Origin of the sequence: Exiguobacterium sp. LL15 (assembly GCF_024436095.1) — a bacterium.
GTDB classification, from domain to species: domain Bacteria; phylum Bacillota; class Bacilli; order Exiguobacteriales; family Exiguobacteriaceae; genus Exiguobacterium_A; species Exiguobacterium_A indicum.
The window spans coordinates 1,846,343-1,863,105 of sequence record NZ_JANFNX010000001.1; the positions used below are offsets into that span (position 1 = coordinate 1,846,343).

Here is a 16,763-nt window from a genome sequence, read left to right on the forward strand (position 1 = left end):
CCTTCTTTCCTTCTTTTGTATATATACTTAATTATCTCAAATATATCTTAATTTCGCTACTCTTGCGTCGAACGAATGTACGATTAAAAAAAGACCTACGAGCGAAATCACATTCGATCGTAGGTCTTCATGCGTTATTTCTTTCCCATTCTTTCTATTTACGTAATTGCTCGATTCCTTGTCGTACATGTCTCCAGTAAGAAGAAGGATGCGGAACGAATTGACGACGATCGAACCACTCGCCTGTCGTGTCCTGAATACGCTCGATGGACATGTCAGCGATTCGCTCAAACTGCTCGATCGAAAAAGCAATCAATCGCTTCACTTCTGTTTCCTGGAGGACGTATGCGTCTATCGCTTGATCACTTCGAGCAAGAAAGACATGGCATCGCTCACAGTCCCATAGTGACGCATCCCGAAACTCCTCTTCCTGGATGCCAAGCGGTATCAATTGATCAAACGTACACGTCAAACCAATCTCTTCCTCGAGTTCCCGGACACCATCCTCGACTGTCTCATTCGCAAGCAAGTGACCCGCTGCCGTGATATCAAGCATTCCTGGAAAGTCCTTCTTTTGTTCAGACCGTTGCTGGAGCAGCACGACGTTCCGCTTTGGATCGTAAACGAAACAATGAAACGTTTCGTGCCACAAGCCGTTTGCGTGGACTTCTGATCGTGGACGAGGTCCGAGCAGGTTGCCCGCTCGATCCACAGTCATGATCATCTCTTGTTCACTCATCGTAACACCTTCGAAGCTTGATGGAATCGCTCCCCGACCGTATAGAGTTCAGCAATCAAGAAGACAATTGCGATCCAAATGATGGCACTTGGGAACAGGATCATCGCTGTTAGGAATAAGAACCCTTCCGTCCGCTCGACGAGTCCCGGTTGATATTGAAACGACTTGTAGCCGTAATTTTCACTGACTGCTCCGATTGCAAGGAACATCGTCATCCCAATGACGAATGATGCGACGAGCAACAGAATAACGACCTGCGTTTCCGGAAACCGAAGCGCAAGACCAATCAATACTGACAGCTCGACGATCCGGTCGAGCACAAGGTCAAGAATCGTACCAATCGGAGTTGTCTTTTCTTTTCGTGCCATCGTTCCATCGATGACATCAAGCATGCCCGAGATCCACAATAAGACAATCGCCGTTCCCATCATATCGTTATAAACGAAAAATCCCGTCGCACCACCGATGATGCCGGAAATGATCGTCACCTGTGTCGCCGATAATCCAATTTTCTTAAATAAGGTCGCCCCTTGATCAAACAGGGGTTGAACGATTTTACGCGCACGCGTATCTAACATGTCACCCCTCCTTTCTAACGATATAGCCTTCTTTCTCATGAATCGTCTCGTCTGAAGAAAGCACGAGCCGTTCTCCGCACGCCCGTTCTACTTCGTAGAAGCGAACGCCGTATTGAATGAGTTCTTTCGTAATCGTAACACGTTCATCCGTTTCCTTCGTCGGTCTTGAGACCAAGTTGACTGCCGTCAGCGGATGCCATGTTTCTTCAATCTGAATGCCTTCGCCAAAAAACGGACTTGTCTGACTAAGTGTGATTGGAGTGCCATGATCGACGATTCGTCCGTGCTCTAAGACATAAACGACATCTGCCATCGCCATTGCCTCTTCCCGATCGTGTGTGACAAGGAGCGTCGTGACACCTTGTTCCTCGGTCAACTTCCGAATCAATGTCCGTAGTTCACGTCGTCTCGGTACATCTAGACTCGAGAACGGTTCATCGAGCAACAAGAAGTCCGGTTGACTCGCCAGCGCACGAGCTAAACTCGCCCGCTGCTGTTCACCCCCTGACAATTCGTGAACAGCACTTTTTCCTCTTCCCTCGAGTCCGACGCGATGTAACCAGGATTCGAGCTCGATCGGTGTTAATTGTTTGGCACCGAGACGGATGTTTTGTTCGACGTTCAAATGTGGGAACAATAGCGACCGTTGAAACATCATCGTCACACCACGTTGATTCGGCGAAAGAACAGTGACATCTCGGTCGCCGAACTGAATCATTCCGCTCGTCACGCGCTCAAGACCTGCAATCAGACGGAGTAATGTCGTTTTCCCACTACCACTCGGTCCGACTAAGGCCACACATTGTCCAGACGCAATGCTTACATCGATATCAAATAATACATGCTTCGTTCCAAAACGTTTATTGACTTGTTGTATCGTGACTTCCATTTAAACGCCTCCGTACGATTCGTATCCAACTAGAAAAAATAATGGCTTGTCCAGCATAAAAGAGGATGGGTAAACCAATCAACCAGAGTGTCGCTAGACGAGCCGCTCCCTGAGAATTACCGGAATACGCCGGAAAAACTTCCAGTGCAATCATGCGGACGATTCCGCCACCAATCAACGCAACCAGTGCGTACTGACTGATGGTGATCACCGTGACGAGTAGCGTCACGGATTGTAACGTCGACCGAAGCATCGGTCCCGTCAAATAGAACCAACGCTTGAACCGGTTTCCCTCAATCAAGACCATCTGTTCAAGCATCCGTTCTCCGAGCGCCTGAAATCCGTTCGTGTACAAGCGAACTGTATAGGGTAAGGTCGGCAGAAGCAACACGAGCAGGACACCAAAAAATCGATCTGCCAAACCAAGACGGATCCATGTCAAATAGAGACCGAATGATAGCAATAACACGGGAACGAACAGCGGCAAACTAATCAAGAACTCTGCTATACGAATCCGTTTCCCCGTTTGAAAGGCAATCGCTTTTCCTGCCATGTATCCGAAGAGATGATTTAACAATACGACGGCACAAATCATCGCGACGGTCGTGCCGAGCGTCGCTTCTAGGCGCGGATTCCAATTCCACTCTCCTGGAATCAAACCAATTAAAGGAACGATGAACAGGAGTACAACGAATACGGTCACACTGATTTTTTTCATCATTCGCTTCGCCCCCTACTGATCTTCGTTGCCAGTGGGCGTGTCAAACCAGTCATAAGCAATAGCAGGAGGAAGAGTCCTCCCGTCAAGACGACACTCATTGCAAAAGCGAGTGGTTGCTCCGATAAATCGCCTTGTGTATACAAATCGAATGCATAGACGCCAAGTAATTTTGGATAGGTCACGCCGAGCAGTGCTGGAATCTCATATGCGAACAGGATGAAGGCAAGCAAGATAAATGCTGCCTCAAGCATCGGAACGAGTAGGAAAACGCCCCGCGCATGCCAGAATCGGCGCACTGGTGATAAACCGAGCATCATACCGAGTTCTTGATAACGCGAATCAAGGCGCCGGACCACCGGTAAGAGATAAAAAAACACGAACGGAATTTCTTTATACAGATACGTCAGGATGACACTAAAATAATTCCCTTCATGCGGTCCGATGACAGGCACATCACTCAAATAGAGAATCGCGAGGTATGCTGCTCCTAGATGAGGGATGAATAAAGGAATCGCAAGTAACGCAGCTAGTCGTGTTCTGCTCAAGAGCCTTGCGAGCACCACACCAATGATCAGCGCGAGCACCGTACTGATGATGGCCACGTAACTGCTGACGGCTAGACTCTCTAAAAAGACCTCATCCGTCAGTAGCTCGCGGTAATCAGCAGATGTCGTCATCGAGATACTGACCCATAACCCGTATAAGACCATCCCTGCCATCAAGAGTGCAGCAGGATACGCGTTACCGCGCCACACGAGACGGCCATTCCTTACGGATCATCTCGAAAATGGATGGGTCGAGTTCCGTCCGGACCTTTCCTTCAAAGACGCTTGGCTTTGGTGTCGACGGTGCAGCCGGTACATCAGCGAATTGCTTTTGTTCTGATGAATCAAGTGTCGATAAATCAAGACTCGTTCCGTCTCCCCAATACGTCGCATCGTATTTTTTCAACTGTGCTTCTGGTGATAACAACGTATTGATCGCTACGAGTGCGCCCTTCGGATTCGGTGCGTTGAACGGTACGGAAAGGAAATGCGTCGACGCGATTGATCCATCCTTCAAGACGATCGGACGTGTTTGTTTCGGAAACGTTCCTGACTTCACTTCTTGTTCAGCCCGTCGTTCGTTGAAGCCCATCGTGAAATCAACGTCTCCCTTCGCGTATAACTGATCGAGTTGGGCAAGTGTCTTTGGATAGGTCTTCCCTTTTTTCCAGAGATACGGTTTGATTTCGTTCAAATAAGCCCATGTCTTCTTGAAGTCTGCTTTCGGGTCTTTTAAGGTTTCATTCGATTCGACACCATACATGACGTGGCGGACGAAGGCATTCCCCGTAAAGTCCGTCACTTCCGGATAAGTGAAACGTCCTGGATTTTCCTTGACCCATGACTTCAGTGCTTTCAAGTCGGTCGGTGGCGACTTCACGTCAGCTGCGTCATAGTGCAACGTATATTGAACTTTCCCCCATGCGGCTTCAAGTCCGTCTGTTTTCGTACCACTATCTGAACTCTGTGCGGCAGCATCAACATATTTCATGTTCGGGAGGACTTTTGTGATTTCTCCATAGAGTAAATCATCTTTTTTAGCATTTAAAAAATTATCACCATTGATCCAGACGACATCGATGACACCTTTTTCCTTACCTGCCTGTTTCTCAGCACGCAGTTTTTGAATGATATCCGCCGTCTCGATCGGGACCCGTTCTAACGTGATGTTGTGTTCCTTCTTCAGACGCGGTGCTACGTATTCATCGATATAGGCATTGATGCCGTCATCGCCGCCCCACATATACATCCGAACCGCTGACTTTTCCGCTTCTTTTTCGATCGTCTGATAAGAAGTCCCTAAGACATTCTTCGGTTCCGGTGTCGCATCCGGTGTTCCACAGCCTGCGAGCAGCGTACCTAGGGCAAGAAAGCTGATTACCTTTGTTTTCATTTATCGTTCTCCTCCGTCATCACTTTTTATCGAAGCCCGGTTTTCCTAACCACTCGATCAACCGTGGCATCACGCCGTACCCTTTTGCCGATAGCTCCATCCACCATGGTGCATTGACTTCACGTTTACGCCGCTCTATTGCTCGGACGACAGTCGAAGCTAGTCGTTCTTTCGATAGGACGATGGAAGCGACATTTTGCTCATACTTCCGGTCGACATCCGCACGGACAAAAAATTCTGTCGCGATCGGCCCTGGATTGACCGTCATGACGTGGATGCCTTTTGGACGTAACTCCAGACGTAACGCGTTCGAAAACTGCAACATCGCTGCTTTCGTCATGCAATAGATCGTCGATTTCGGTGTCGGTAGTTTTCCCGCCTGACTGGCCACGTTGACGATCATGCCACCCTCTCTGAGTAATGGCAGACATGCCTTCGTTAAGCGAACGGGACTTAAGACGTTGATCCGGTGCATCGATTCAATCGTTTCAATCGAGGTATCGTCTAGGAAGCTGAATTCCCCGAAACCTGCGTTATTAATCAAAATATCAATCCGTCCATAACGATTTGCGAGTGTTTTCGCAAGAATTTCAGGCGCCTCTTCCAAATCGTAGAGCAGGTAGTCTGCATGGAGTTCAGATGCTAACGTTTGTAATCGATCCTCGCGTCGTGCAATTAAAATCAAGTTTGCGCCTTCTTTATGCAGAGTGCGCGCCAGTGCTTCCCCGAGTCCACTTGAAGCACCTGTGATGACGATCGTCCGGTTGATGAGTTGCATTAGACTTCCTCCGCTTTTGAATAGTAGAGGATACCTGATCGTTTCTCGACCGTGATCGCACCGCGGGCGACGAGTGTATCGAGGCGTGCTTTCATCTCACTCATGACAAGAGGGAATGATTTTTTTAATCGGTTTCCATACGTCACTTGTGCTAATTCGAATAACGTATGTTCTCCCGTAAAATACTTCAAGAGCTGATCACCACGTGCTTTGCGTTGCATCAATCGTTCTTCGACGAGTACCGCAACATCTCGAATCGGAGCACCATGTCCAGTGTAGGCGATTCGAATCTGCTCACTTTGTAATTTTTCTAAAGAGTCAAGATACGCAAGAACAGGACGTTTTACGAGCACATCATCACCTGGTTGTGGTTGCTCGAGCAATGGATTCGGCTCGACCCGGTCGAGCAGGTGATCAGCCGCGAACAACACACCATCGTCACTTAGTATTCCGATTTGGTCACTTGCATGCCCCGGTAGTTCGATGACCCGGTATCGCCCAGACGGCGTAATCGCGTCGCCTTCTTTTAATGTGAAATCAAGTTGACCTTTTCCAAGCCATTTCAAGGCAGATTGATAGCTTGGTAACATCTCTTGAATCGCTAGCGGAACGCCAAACGATGTCGCCAATCGACGCAAGAATACGTCCCCGTTGTTTAAGAAGGTCTCGTCCTGTTCCAAGTATGGGCGTAATCGCGCATGTCCATAGACGGGAATGCCTTTCTCTGAAAAGCGATGTGCCATCCCAGCATGATCCGCATGGTGATGTGTCACGATGACACGATCTAAATCCTCGACCTGAAGTTCATGTCGCGCAAGCGTCCGTTGCATCGTTTGCCATGCTTCAAGCGTATCCGGTCCACAATCAATGAGGATGTTTTCCCCTTCCGTTCGTAGTACATAGCAGTTCACGTCTCCAACCGGAAATGGTGTCGGAATCGGAATCGGGATGATTTCGTCTGATACAGTCATACCTACACGCCTCTTTTCTCTCGTCCATTTTCTTTCATTATAGAGAGAATGAAGCTATAGCGCCAAACTTTGTGCGTCAAAGGGTAACATTTGTTTTCTAGCTTACGTTAAAGCGCGAGAAATGGATGCACAAAAAACCGACCTTTCCGCAGATTGAAAGGTCGGTCAGAAACTTATTTTAAGTTGAGGACTGTTAATTTGTCGCGTGTCATCGAAGCGAGGCTACGTCCGACGCCTTGAACGCCGAGACCCGATGATTTCACACCGATGAATGGGAAGTGGTCAGGACCACGTTCCGTCCGACCATTGATTTGAACAGAACCTGTTTCAAGCGCATCCGCTACTGCAAACGCAGCATCGATGTTCTCTGTGAAGACACTTGCTTGAAGACCGTATTCTGATTCGTTTGAGTATGCAATCATTTCGTCGACCGAGTTGACACGGATGATTGGAAGAACTGGTCCGAACGGCTCTTCCCAAGCAACGCGCATATCGCGTGTCACGTTGTCAAGAAGTGTTGGTTCGATCAAGTTCGCCGTACGTCCGCCACCTGTGACGAGTGTTGCGCCTTTGTCTGTTGCGTCCGTGATCAAGCCTTCGACGAAGTCCGCTGATTTCGTATCGATGAGCGGTACGACGACACTGTCTTGTTCAGGTGAACCGACTGTCAATTTCGCGATTCGTGTCTTGAGTTCTTCGATGAGTGCATCCGCTTGGTGATCAAGAACGAAGACGCGTTTGATTGCTGTACAACGTTGACCTGAGTAAGAGAACGCCCCACTGATGATATGGTCTGCCGCAAGTGACAGATTCGCATCTTCAAGAACGAGCGCTGGGTCTTTTCCACCAAGTTCAAGGACAAGTGGAATCATTGCCGATTGACGCGACAAATGTTGTCCTGTGCCTGTACCACCAGTAAATGTGATCATGTTGATGCCTGGGTGAGCCGTCAAGTAATCACCGATGACCGATCCACGACCTGTGACGATGTTGACGAGTCCAGCTGGAAGACCTGCTGCGACGAGTGCCTCGACCATCAAGATACCGCTGATCGAACCTTGTGTTGCCGGTTTGAAGACGACGGCGTTTCCTGTCATGAGGGCAGGTGCGAGTTTCGCTGCTGCCAAGTTGACTGGGTAGTTGAACGGTGAAATTGCAAGCACGACGCCGAGTGGTGCTTTTTTGATGACCGCGATTTTTTTCGCGCTACCACCAGGGAACGAATCCCCTTGCATCATCTGACCGTCGAAACGGAGACCTTCTTCCGCTGTGTAGCGAATGATTTCAGCTGTCCGTTTGACCTCTTTGACGCCATCTGCACGTCCTTTACCGACTTCGCGCATGATGACTTCACCGATTTCGTCCGCACGTTTTTCGAGTTCCGTTGCCCAAGCGTGAAGCAATTCAGCCCGTTTGTTCGCTGGTTGTTTTGCCCACTCTGCTTGTGCCGCTTTCGCTGAAGCGATGGCACGATCGACTTCCGGTTTCGTCATCGCTTGAACGCGACCGACAAGATCCTCTTTATATGGTGAAGAGATTTCAATTGTCTCTTTTGATTCACTTTCATGCCATTGTCCATCTAGTAAAAATGTGTAGGTTGTTGCTGTAGTCATTCCACTCTACCTCCATTTATTTTTATCTCTCTCATTTCAGTGTGTGGCTGCATAGCTTATTGTAATCAATTGGTCTGACAAATGCCAAACTTTTTGCTTAACATATTATGAAAGCGATTACAACACTTTTTTTGTCAATTCAGAACTAGAATTTTCAGCGTAGCATGCCGATAACTAGTCAGAAGTGAAGTGAAGGTAATGGAAAGGGGCACAACCATATGTATAATCAGCACGATATTTTATTAGAAGCCGGCACGAACGAACTCGAGATCGTCATCTTCCATTGCGGACCATACACGTTTGGAATCAACGTCATGAAGGTCCGGGAAATCATCGTTCCGCTCCCGATGACACCACTCCCAGGTACACCGGATGCTGTCAAAGGATTGATTGAACTCCGTGGCGAAGTCATGACGGTCATCGATTTGCCGACCGTCATCGGTGTTCCTCACGATGAAGCAACCGAGGATCGATTGATCATCTGTGAATTTAATGGGGAAAAGAGCGTCCTGCGTGTCGATTCCGTGACGGAAATCCGTCGTATCTCATGGGAACAGATCGATACACCAAACGAACTCGCTCGTGGCATTGAGGGATTAACGAACGGTGTCGTCAAAACGGGCGACAAGATGATCATCTTGCTCGACTACGAAAAAATCGCACTTGAGCTCTCACGCAAGGATATCTTCGCCCGCGAAGAAGGGCGTCGCGTCCAGTCCCGTGACCGGTCCGACAAAGTCATCTGGATCGCCGAAGACTCGGAAATGCTTCGGACATTGATCATCGAAACACTCGAGGAAGCCGGTTACCATGGTCTGAAATGGTTCATCAATGGTAAGGACGCTTTTGATGCGTTTGAAAACGGAAGCAACTGCGACCTCCTGATCACCGATATCGAGATGCCGAAGATGGATGGACTACACTTGACGAAACGACTCCGTGAAGATGATCGTTATGCGGAATTGCCAATCATCGTCTTCTCTTCCTTGATTTCCGACGATTTACGCCATAAAGGTGAGTCGGTTGGTGTCAATGCACAAATCACGAAACCGGAAATCGGTCGTTTGATCGAAACGGTCGATTCATACGTCTTATAAGAAAAAAGCCGACAGCATGTCGGCTTTTTTGATCTATTCGATTGCTCAACGCAGCGCGTCAAGATTTTTTCCAGTAAACACATCGAGCCAGACGACACGGAATTCCACCATGCATTGCTCAATCCGATCGACGATTTCTTGTGTTCCGGTCATTGAACCAGATTCTGCTTCTTTTTCAAGCAGTTCGAAATCATCAGCTAAATCATCAGCGGCAACGGAATAGGAAGCACCTTTTAGCAAGTGAGCGAGCTTTTCAGTTTGCTCAGCATCTTGCTTGGCGACGGCATCTTTTAGTTCAGGAAACTTTCGATCGAACTGCGCGATATACGTTTCTCCGATTTTTTGAAGGAACGCGTGATCCCCACCCGCAATCGATTGAAGTTCTTCGAGCTTCTTAGCATTAAAAAAAGGCATGTCTTCCCCTCCTCTGTTTTCATCTTATCACTAATCTTCGTAAAAAAAAATCGGAGAATCATTTACACGCTGTCACATCTATTTCTATAATGAGACAGTGAAGAGCAGGAGGGATAGACAATATGTTGACGATTTATCGAAGCGATGTCACCGGGGCAGTCAACGAGATACAGGAGTTCACGAAGGGTTCCTGGATCCATCTTGTCAATCCGACAAAGGACGAAGCCGACCAAGTCATCGCTGCTACGAATATTCCAGAGGATTTCATATATGACCCTTTGGACGTGGAAGAAAAACCACGTTTTGAAAAAGATGAAGAAGGTCTACTGATGATCGTCGACGTTCCCTACATCGAAGAAGAATCATCAGGACGCCGTTATAATACGATTCCGCTCGGTATCATCGTGACATCCCGTCATTTCATCACCGTTTGTTCGCAACAGCTCGATGTCCTGACGTTATTCTCGAGTGGTAAGTTGCGAGGATTCCGGACGAATTACCGATCGCGCTTCGTATTCCAGATTCTCTATAAAGTCAGTTCCTCGTATTTACGTTTCTTGCGTCAAATCGATCGTCGTATGGACGAACTTGAGGAAGAACTTCAACGTTCGATGCGAAATCAAGAAATCTTTCAATTGATGAATCTTCAAAAATCATTGGTCTATTTCATGACGTCCTTGAAATCGAACGATGGTGTGCTCGACCGAATCATTAAGACACCGAGTCTTGAGAAACATGAAGATGATGAAGATTTACTGGAAGACGTCTTCGTCGAACACCGACAAGCGATGGAGATGGCTCAAATTTATAAAGACATCATCAGTTCGACGATGGATACGTTTGGTTCTGTCATCTCGAACAACGTCAACTTCGTTATGAAGTTCCTTGCCTCAATTACGATTGTCATCTCGATTCCGACGATGATTTCCGGGATGTTCGGGATGAACGTCCACGTTCCATGGGAAGGAGAAGTCATCGGATTCTGGATTGTTTTCGGTATGATGATCTTCTTCTCTGGTCTTGCCGCCTTCATCTTATGGCGGAGAAGGTTCTTTTAGTTCAAGTAGATCCAGAGCTTGTATGACTCAAAAAAGACTCAGCGACGGTGCTTCCGTCGCTGAGTCTTTTCATTTACAGGTTAATTGATTTCGACCGTCACGAGACATAGGTCATCCGCTTCATCGCTCTGATCCGGTTGAATCAACTGATGGATGTTCGGTCCTTGTTGTTCGATCAGATTCTGGATGGCATGGATTCCTTCATCAATGCCTTTACTGTAGAGTTCCATGAAACCATCCGTGTACAAGTAAACACATCCTGGTGAGACGATGTCGATCGTCTTGCTCGAATACGTCGAGTCTTCGAACATACCGACAGGAAGTCCCGTATTCTCAAGCGGAATGATTCGATCATTCATGCGTAACAAACCAGGTGGGTGCCCTGCGTTCGCATAGCTGAGCTTCATCTCATCTAGGTCGATGTAGAGGTAAACGGCAGTGAAATAGATTTCTGTCTCGTCTCCCGGGAACAAACGACTCATCTGCTGATTCAATTCTTCAAGTACTTGTGCTGGATCACCAATCCGGTGCACGAGTTCGAACAAAATCGAACTCATTCCCATCGTGATCAGCGCAGAAGAGACACCGTGTCCCATGACGTCAAACAAGATGATGCCGTATTTATTTTGAGAGATGCGGTACCAAGCGTACATATCTCCCGCGAGCTTTTTAGAAGGGATATACGTCGCCATGATGCGGATCTCATCGTCTTCGATATTCGCACTGAGCACACTCTGTTGCAGTTTTTGCGCCAAATCAAAGTCTTCCTGTAATACTTTTTCATATCGTTTTCGCGCATCGATTGCTTGCTTCAGACCAATCGCGTTACGAACTCGCGCGAGCAATTCCGTTTTACGGATCGGTTTCGTCGTATAATCCGATGCTCCTGCATTCAGTCCATCAACGATATCTTCTTCGTTTTATCGCCCGGAAACGATCAGAATCGGTAATTCATCAAGACCAAACCGTTTTCGAATCAAACGTGTCGCCTCGATTCCGCTGATTCCTGGCATTTCGACGTCGAGGAGAACGACGTCCAACTGTTCGATGAATAACGGATCCTCCATCAATTCGATTGCTTCTTCCCCACTCATCGCCTTGACGACGTCATAGCCTTCATTTTCTAACAATCGCTCTAGGAGCATTAAATTCGTTAACTCATCATCTACGACCAAAATACTCATACGCCGTCACCTCGTTCCGTTTAACATGTTTATCTGACATCAGTTTAGCACACAACCTACAATTTCGTTTAGACGGAAGCTGCGTTTTCCGTCATACTAGAAAGTGAACGAAAGGAGGAGTGGACTATGTGGTTATATGTCGTCTCCATTCTCATCATCGTATTCGTCTTGGTCGCCTCGATCATCGTCATTTCGAAAGGATATGGCTACAAAGGCAACAAAGATGATATCGAAATCGATTATGATGAAATCAACCGAAAACTTCGTCACGAAAATGATGATGATTCATCCAACAAATGAACCTCTTAGACCATCATATCACGATGGTCTTTTTTATATTCATTTCAAATACATGTTATTTTTAAATGTTTTTTATTCACTCACAAGGGTATATCCATATCATGGTTAAATATTATCTCAAGGGAGTGTTCATCATGGAACCGAAGCTTCAACATGATCCACACGCAGCACACGCAGAACATCCGAATCGCCAGTTCGATCAGGAAGAATCATCAGGTCGTCAAATCAATCTCGTCACAGGGATGTTGCTCGGTGCCCTTGTCGGCGGTCTATTGACGCTACTTAGTTCTTCGTCTCGCCAAAATACGAAACAGAGTTTACGGGGGGCGAAAGATTCCGTCTCTACCCTCGCTTCTTCTATTAAGGAAGATCCGTCAGGTAAAGCATCACAAGTCATCAATCAAGTGAAGAGTGCTTCAAGCATCATTCAAGAAGTCGCATCTGACGTTCAAAATGTCTATGACAAAGTGAACACAGAGCTTGAAACGGTGAAATCAGATGCCTCGACGGTGAAAGAGACAGTAAATGAGACGAAAGGTGACTTGAATGCAATCAGCAATAAAGTCGTCGAAGCGAAGGATGTCGCACTCGGCAAAGAAGAACCACCTGCTGAGCATGATGCTTCCGACAAACAAGCAAATGATTCTCAATCTTCCGAGGAAAAACATAAAGGTGAAGGCATCTAATCATTCAATGCACTTCTTCTTTCTCCCCGACATGTTCAGCATGTCGGGGTTTTTAGCGTAGGAATTGAACAACGATCGCAACGCGTTCGCGCATTCCAAATCGAAGGACTCCTGAAAGTGGCGTTTCAGCCGGAATCGCATCCGTCTGTAAACCAAGTTGTTTCGCCTCTTGTCGCGCACGGTACAGATGAAAGTCTGACGTGACGATCGAGACGCGACGAACGTCCTTTGGCAACAACGCTTTTGAAAATTGTAGATTTTCCGTCGTTGATGTCGAGTCGGCTTCAAGGATCAACCGTTCTTCAGCAATCCCAGATGCCACCATCCCGCGACGCATCGCCTCTGCTTCTGAAATATCTTCATCCGGACCTTGTCCACCGCTCAAGATGAAGCGGACTTCTGAATGTTGTTTCCCATATGCCGCAGCTGCCTGAATCCGGTTATGTAGGATTTGCGACGGTTTTTCTCCTTTGACACCCGCACCGAGGACGATGACATACGGTGACGTCCCATCAGCGAGTGGCCGTTCCCCTTTATTGACGAAAATACCGACACTGTACCAGAAGGCGACACAAGCGACTAGTCCCCCACCGACCATCCATTTGATGTTTCGTTTGTTAAACGTGCGTTTGATCATACCGTACGACCTCTCTACTAAAAAATGGCTTACGGTAGGCAATACGAATGGTTCTCCAAAAAAGGTTCAGCATAACAGGTTCGGACTCAATGAAAAAAGGCTGACTCAAAAAAGAATGACGCGTCTTTTCACGCCCTTTCCTCAGGCGAGACACAAGCCAGTTTTCCTGCTTTATTCAAGCAGGAAAGCGGGTCTTATTTGTCTCTGTCAGCGCAAAGATGCGCTTTTCCCTGTAGGAGTTGCGTGAAACGCGTCATTCTTTTTGTTACAAGATAGGGGTGGCAGATCATCATTCTGCCACCCCTATCTTTGTAGAGACTGACTGTTGAGTCAGCCCCTTTCCTATTTACTGACTCGTCATCAATTTCCCCAAATTGATGTTACGTATTCCGGATGATCGATGAACGGATTCCGGTTTTTTTGCCACTTCTCGAAGATGACATCGTTGCGACGTTTCTCGAAGCTATCAACTGGGTCAAGCTTATTCCATGCTTTCAGCGTCGACAATTTGCCGTGTAACGGGTTCGTACCATTATTGACGTTTTCTGAAGCTTCGAGATCGATTTCACCGCCACCTTCATAACGAACCGCCATGTAGAAGATCATCCGTGCGATGTCACCTTTGACGCGGTTTGGTGGTTCCCATGAATCGCCATCACGGTAGCAATCGCAACCACTGTATTTCGTACCGCCATTGTCGAAGTCAAGATTCCCACGTGCACTGTTGACGACGACGTCTTCCGGACGCAAGTGATGCAAGTCTGTTCCAGGACCGTTCGTCGTACCAAAGTCACCGTGCGACTTTGCCCAGACATGTTCACGATTCCATTGACCGACATTCCCACCGTTGTTACTTTTCGCAATCGATTTCCCCGTGTATAACTCGATGACGTTATTCGCATTATTTGGATCTTGATCCGTTTCTTTCAGTGCTGTCCATACCGTGTCGTATGACACTTGTGTATGGTTGTCGATGATATCGTGCAGCGATGCCTTCAACGCTGCCCCTGTCTTCCCCGCTGCTGGTAGATAGTACGCATCGATCGTCGATTGTGACGTGACCATCTGCGGACCTGCTGAAACTTGTTTTGGATCAACTGTTTTTGCTGTGACCGGTGTAAAGACGATTGACCCGAGTGCAAGTGTTGCGGCAAGCGCACCTGTGACCTTTGACTTCCAGTTCATGTGTGTTCCCCCTTAAATGGTATGTATGAGAGCTGGTGTTACACGCTCATTTTCACACCGAATCCATTCCTGGTGGAAGATGGACGATAGACCTGCTTTTTTAAAGGTGAGTCGTCGTTCAGAATATTCATCGAAAGGCAACGGTTAGATGGTCCTGATTTTTTTCATTCATGACGTCAATCTCATCAAAATAATTCTTCAGAAGAAATATTCTAGGGTCAAAAGTCACGAACAAAAGAGACTTACAAATAAGAATCCGGGACGATATTCCTCCTGTCTGAAGCTTCCCTATAATAAATAATGCAAGCGCTTTCACAAATCATAAGGAGGTCTTTACGTGAAACAAAAAAGATGGATTTTAGCAACCGTCGCATCCGCTGCTTTTTTAGCGCCACTTGCGCAACCGATTGCAGTCGGCGCAACGGCAGACAACGGAACGATGATGCAGTATTTCGAATGGTATGTGCCAAATGACGGTAACCATTGGAACCGTCTCGGGAGTGACGCAACAAAGCTTGATCAGCTCGGAATCACATCGGTCTGGATTCCCCCTGCTTACAAAGGTACCTCGCAAAATGATGTCGGATACGGCGCCTACGATCTATACGATTTAGGTGAGTTCAATCAAAAAGGAACGGTCCGTACGAAATACGGCACAAAGGCGCAATTAAAAACGGCGATCGGACAATTGCATACCGCTGGAATCGATGTCTATGGTGATGTCGTCATGAACCATAAAGGTGGCGCCGATTTCACGGAAGCCGTCACGGCAGTCGAAGTCAACCCGGGTAACCGTAATCAAGAAGTCTCTGGCGATTATCAAATCCAGGCATGGACGGGTTTCAATTTTGCAGCACGAAATAACCTCTACTCGAACTTCAAGTGGAAATGGTACCACTTCGACGGCACGGACTGGGATCAATCACGTTCTAAGAGTGCCATCTACAAGTTCCGCGGTACCGGTAAAGCGTGGGATACGGATGTCTCAACTGAAAATGGCAACTACGATTACTTGATGTATGCGGATCTCGACTTCGATCATCCAGAAGTCCAGCAAGAAATGAAGAACTGGGGTAAATGGTACGTCAACGAACTTGGTCTTGATGGGTTCCGTCTCGATGCCGTCAAGCATATCAAACACGGTTACTTAGCGGACTGGCTCGCGAATGTTCGTCAGACGACGGGCAAACCATTGTTTACAGTCGCAGAGTATTGGCAGAACGATCTCGGCACGTTGCAAAACTACTTAAGCCGGACTAATTATCAACAATCCGTCTTTGATGCGCCGCTTCATTATAAATTCGAACAGGCAAGTAAAGGCGGCGGGTACTACGACATGCGGACAATCTTTGACGGTACTCTCGTTAAGAGTAATCCGGTTCAAGCCGTCACACTCGTTGAGAACCATGATTCACAACCCGGACAATCACTTGAATCAACGGTTCAGTCATGGTTCAAACCACTTGCTTACGCGATGATCCTGACACGGGAACAAGGATATCCGTCGGTCTTCTATGGTGACTACTATGGCACAAAAGGCACGTCAAATCGCGAGATTCCAGCACTTGCTTCGAAGATTGATCCATTGCTTAAAGCACGGAAAGACTTCGCGTTCGGGAAACAAAACGATTACCTCGATAACCAAGACGTCATCGGTTGGACACGTGAAGGTGTCTCGGACCGTGCGAAATCTGGTCTTGCGACGATCCTATCAGATGGTCCTGGCGGTAGCAAATGGATGTATGTCGGTCTTCAGAACAAAGGAGAAATCTGGACAGACATCACTGGAAACAACACGGCATCAGTTACGATCAACCAAGATGGCTACGGTCAATTCTTCGTCAATGGTGGTTCGGTCTCCGTCTATCGTCAACAATAAGCATTCAAAAAGGTCTCTTCCGTATGACGGGAGAGACCTTTAATCAAAGAGAAATCGTAACCTTTATTTGCATCTACACACTTACATAGAGCATAC

At 47.3% G+C, this 16,763-nt stretch carries 19 protein-coding genes; 5 read left to right on the forward strand and 14 right to left on the reverse strand.

The window, feature by feature from the left end:
- Positions 1 to 154: 154 nt before the first annotated feature.
- The 9 genes from NOM72_RS09675 to NOM72_RS09715 all read right to left on the reverse strand — a co-directional run bounded on the left by NOM72_RS09675 (position 155) and on the right by NOM72_RS09715 (position 8,227).
- On the reverse strand, positions 155 to 739 hold the full coding sequence (locus NOM72_RS09675; protein WP_255999078.1) for an NUDIX hydrolase: 585 nt from the start codon (positions 737 to 739) through the stop codon (positions 155 to 157).
- Positions 736 to 1,317, reverse strand: a complete 582-nt coding sequence (locus NOM72_RS09680) for a CDP-alcohol phosphatidyltransferase family protein (RefSeq protein ID WP_023467668.1) — start codon at positions 1,315 to 1,317, stop codon at positions 736 to 738. The genes NOM72_RS09675 and NOM72_RS09680 overlap by 4 nt, the downstream gene beginning before the upstream one ends.
- A 1-nt stretch (position 1,318) precedes the next feature.
- The gene (locus NOM72_RS09685) at positions 1,319 to 2,206 is read right to left on the reverse strand and encodes an ABC transporter ATP-binding protein (protein WP_058265152.1); all 888 of its coding nucleotides are present in this window, start codon (positions 2,204 to 2,206) and stop codon (positions 1,319 to 1,321) included.
- Entirely contained in the window at positions 2,178 to 2,927 is a 750-nt protein-coding gene (locus NOM72_RS09690; protein ID WP_251055778.1) for an ABC transporter permease subunit, read from the reverse strand. The genes NOM72_RS09685 and NOM72_RS09690 overlap by 29 nt, the downstream gene beginning before the upstream one ends.
- Complete coding sequence (locus tag NOM72_RS09695) at positions 2,924 to 3,682, reverse strand: ABC transporter permease family protein (protein ID WP_035398208.1); 759 nt, start codon at positions 3,680 to 3,682, stop codon at positions 2,924 to 2,926. Before NOM72_RS09695 ends, NOM72_RS09690 begins: the two co-directional genes overlap by 4 nt.
- Positions 3,669 to 4,865 (reverse strand): ABC transporter substrate-binding protein, encoded by a 1,197-nt coding sequence (locus tag NOM72_RS09700; protein ID WP_255999079.1) that lies wholly within the window; start codon positions 4,863 to 4,865, stop codon positions 3,669 to 3,671. Before NOM72_RS09700 ends, NOM72_RS09695 begins: the two co-directional genes overlap by 14 nt.
- A gap of 19 nt (positions 4,866 to 4,884) precedes the next feature.
- Positions 4,885 to 5,643 (reverse strand): SDR family NAD(P)-dependent oxidoreductase, encoded by a 759-nt coding sequence (locus tag NOM72_RS09705; RefSeq protein ID WP_255999080.1) that lies wholly within the window; start codon positions 5,641 to 5,643, stop codon positions 4,885 to 4,887.
- Positions 5,643 to 6,614 carry an MBL fold metallo-hydrolase gene (locus NOM72_RS09710; protein WP_255999081.1) on the reverse strand — a complete coding sequence of 324 codons (972 nt, stop codon included), beginning with the start codon at positions 6,612 to 6,614 and terminating at the stop codon, positions 5,643 to 5,645. The genes NOM72_RS09705 and NOM72_RS09710 overlap by 1 nt, the downstream gene beginning before the upstream one ends.
- A gap of 173 nt (positions 6,615 to 6,787) precedes the next feature.
- Positions 6,788 to 8,227 (reverse strand): NADP-dependent glyceraldehyde-3-phosphate dehydrogenase, encoded by a 1,440-nt coding sequence (locus NOM72_RS09715; protein WP_023467661.1) that lies wholly within the window; start codon positions 8,225 to 8,227, stop codon positions 6,788 to 6,790.
- A 218-nt stretch (positions 8,228 to 8,445) separates the two neighbouring features.
- Here NOM72_RS09715 and NOM72_RS09720 point away from each other — a divergent pair, with 218 nt between their 5' ends.
- Entirely contained in the window at positions 8,446 to 9,324 is an 879-nt protein-coding gene (locus NOM72_RS09720) for a chemotaxis protein CheV (RefSeq protein WP_055967060.1), read from the forward strand.
- Positions 9,325 to 9,369: 45 nt separating this feature from the next.
- Here the strand turns inward: NOM72_RS09720 and NOM72_RS09725 are convergent, their stop codons facing one another.
- A complete protein-coding gene (locus tag NOM72_RS09725; protein WP_023467659.1) occupies positions 9,370 to 9,738 on the reverse strand; it encodes an Hpt domain-containing protein in 369 nt (122 codons plus the stop codon).
- Between the two features lie 122 nt (positions 9,739 to 9,860).
- On the opposite strand from NOM72_RS09725, the gene NOM72_RS09730 reads away from it, so the two are divergent.
- Positions 9,861 to 10,796, forward strand: coding sequence for a magnesium transporter CorA family protein (locus NOM72_RS09730; RefSeq protein WP_023467658.1), 936 nt, complete (start codon positions 9,861 to 9,863; stop codon positions 10,794 to 10,796).
- A gap of 80 nt (positions 10,797 to 10,876) precedes the next feature.
- On the opposite strand, the gene NOM72_RS09735 is transcribed toward NOM72_RS09730, so the two are convergent.
- Positions 10,877 to 11,641: a PP2C family protein-serine/threonine phosphatase gene (locus NOM72_RS09735; RefSeq protein ID WP_255999082.1), complete on the reverse strand. Its 765-nt coding sequence runs from the start codon at positions 11,639 to 11,641 to the stop codon at positions 10,877 to 10,879.
- 75 nt (positions 11,642 to 11,716) lie between these two features.
- Positions 11,717 to 11,980 (reverse strand): response regulator, encoded by a 264-nt coding sequence (locus NOM72_RS09740; RefSeq protein WP_255999083.1) that lies wholly within the window; start codon positions 11,978 to 11,980, stop codon positions 11,717 to 11,719.
- 126 nt (positions 11,981 to 12,106) lie between these two features.
- Between NOM72_RS09740 and ytzI the strand changes: the two genes are divergently transcribed.
- Positions 12,107 to 12,280 (forward strand): YtzI protein, encoded by a 174-nt coding sequence (gene ytzI / locus NOM72_RS09745; protein ID WP_023467656.1) that lies wholly within the window; start codon positions 12,107 to 12,109, stop codon positions 12,278 to 12,280.
- A gap of 134 nt (positions 12,281 to 12,414) precedes the next feature.
- Positions 12,415 to 12,966 (forward strand): hypothetical protein, encoded by a 552-nt coding sequence (locus tag NOM72_RS09750; protein ID WP_023467655.1) that lies wholly within the window; start codon positions 12,415 to 12,417, stop codon positions 12,964 to 12,966.
- A 52-nt stretch (positions 12,967 to 13,018) separates the two neighbouring features.
- On the opposite strand, the gene NOM72_RS09755 is transcribed toward NOM72_RS09750, so the two are convergent.
- Together NOM72_RS09755 and NOM72_RS09760 are read right to left on the reverse strand one after the other, a co-directional pair.
- Positions 13,019 to 13,603 carry a YdcF family protein gene (locus tag NOM72_RS09755; protein ID WP_023467654.1) on the reverse strand — a complete coding sequence of 195 codons (585 nt, stop codon included), beginning with the start codon at positions 13,601 to 13,603 and terminating at the stop codon, positions 13,019 to 13,021.
- Positions 13,604 to 13,963: 360 nt separating this feature from the next.
- A complete protein-coding gene (locus NOM72_RS09760; RefSeq protein ID WP_035398221.1) occupies positions 13,964 to 14,788 on the reverse strand; it encodes an endonuclease I family protein in 825 nt (274 codons plus the stop codon).
- A gap of 337 nt (positions 14,789 to 15,125) precedes the next feature.
- Here NOM72_RS09760 and amyS point away from each other — a divergent pair, with 337 nt between their 5' ends.
- Positions 15,126 to 16,667 carry an alpha-amylase gene (gene amyS / locus NOM72_RS09765; protein ID WP_255999084.1) on the forward strand — a complete coding sequence of 514 codons (1,542 nt, stop codon included), beginning with the start codon at positions 15,126 to 15,128 and terminating at the stop codon, positions 16,665 to 16,667.
- Positions 16,668 to 16,763: the final 96 nt, after the last annotated feature.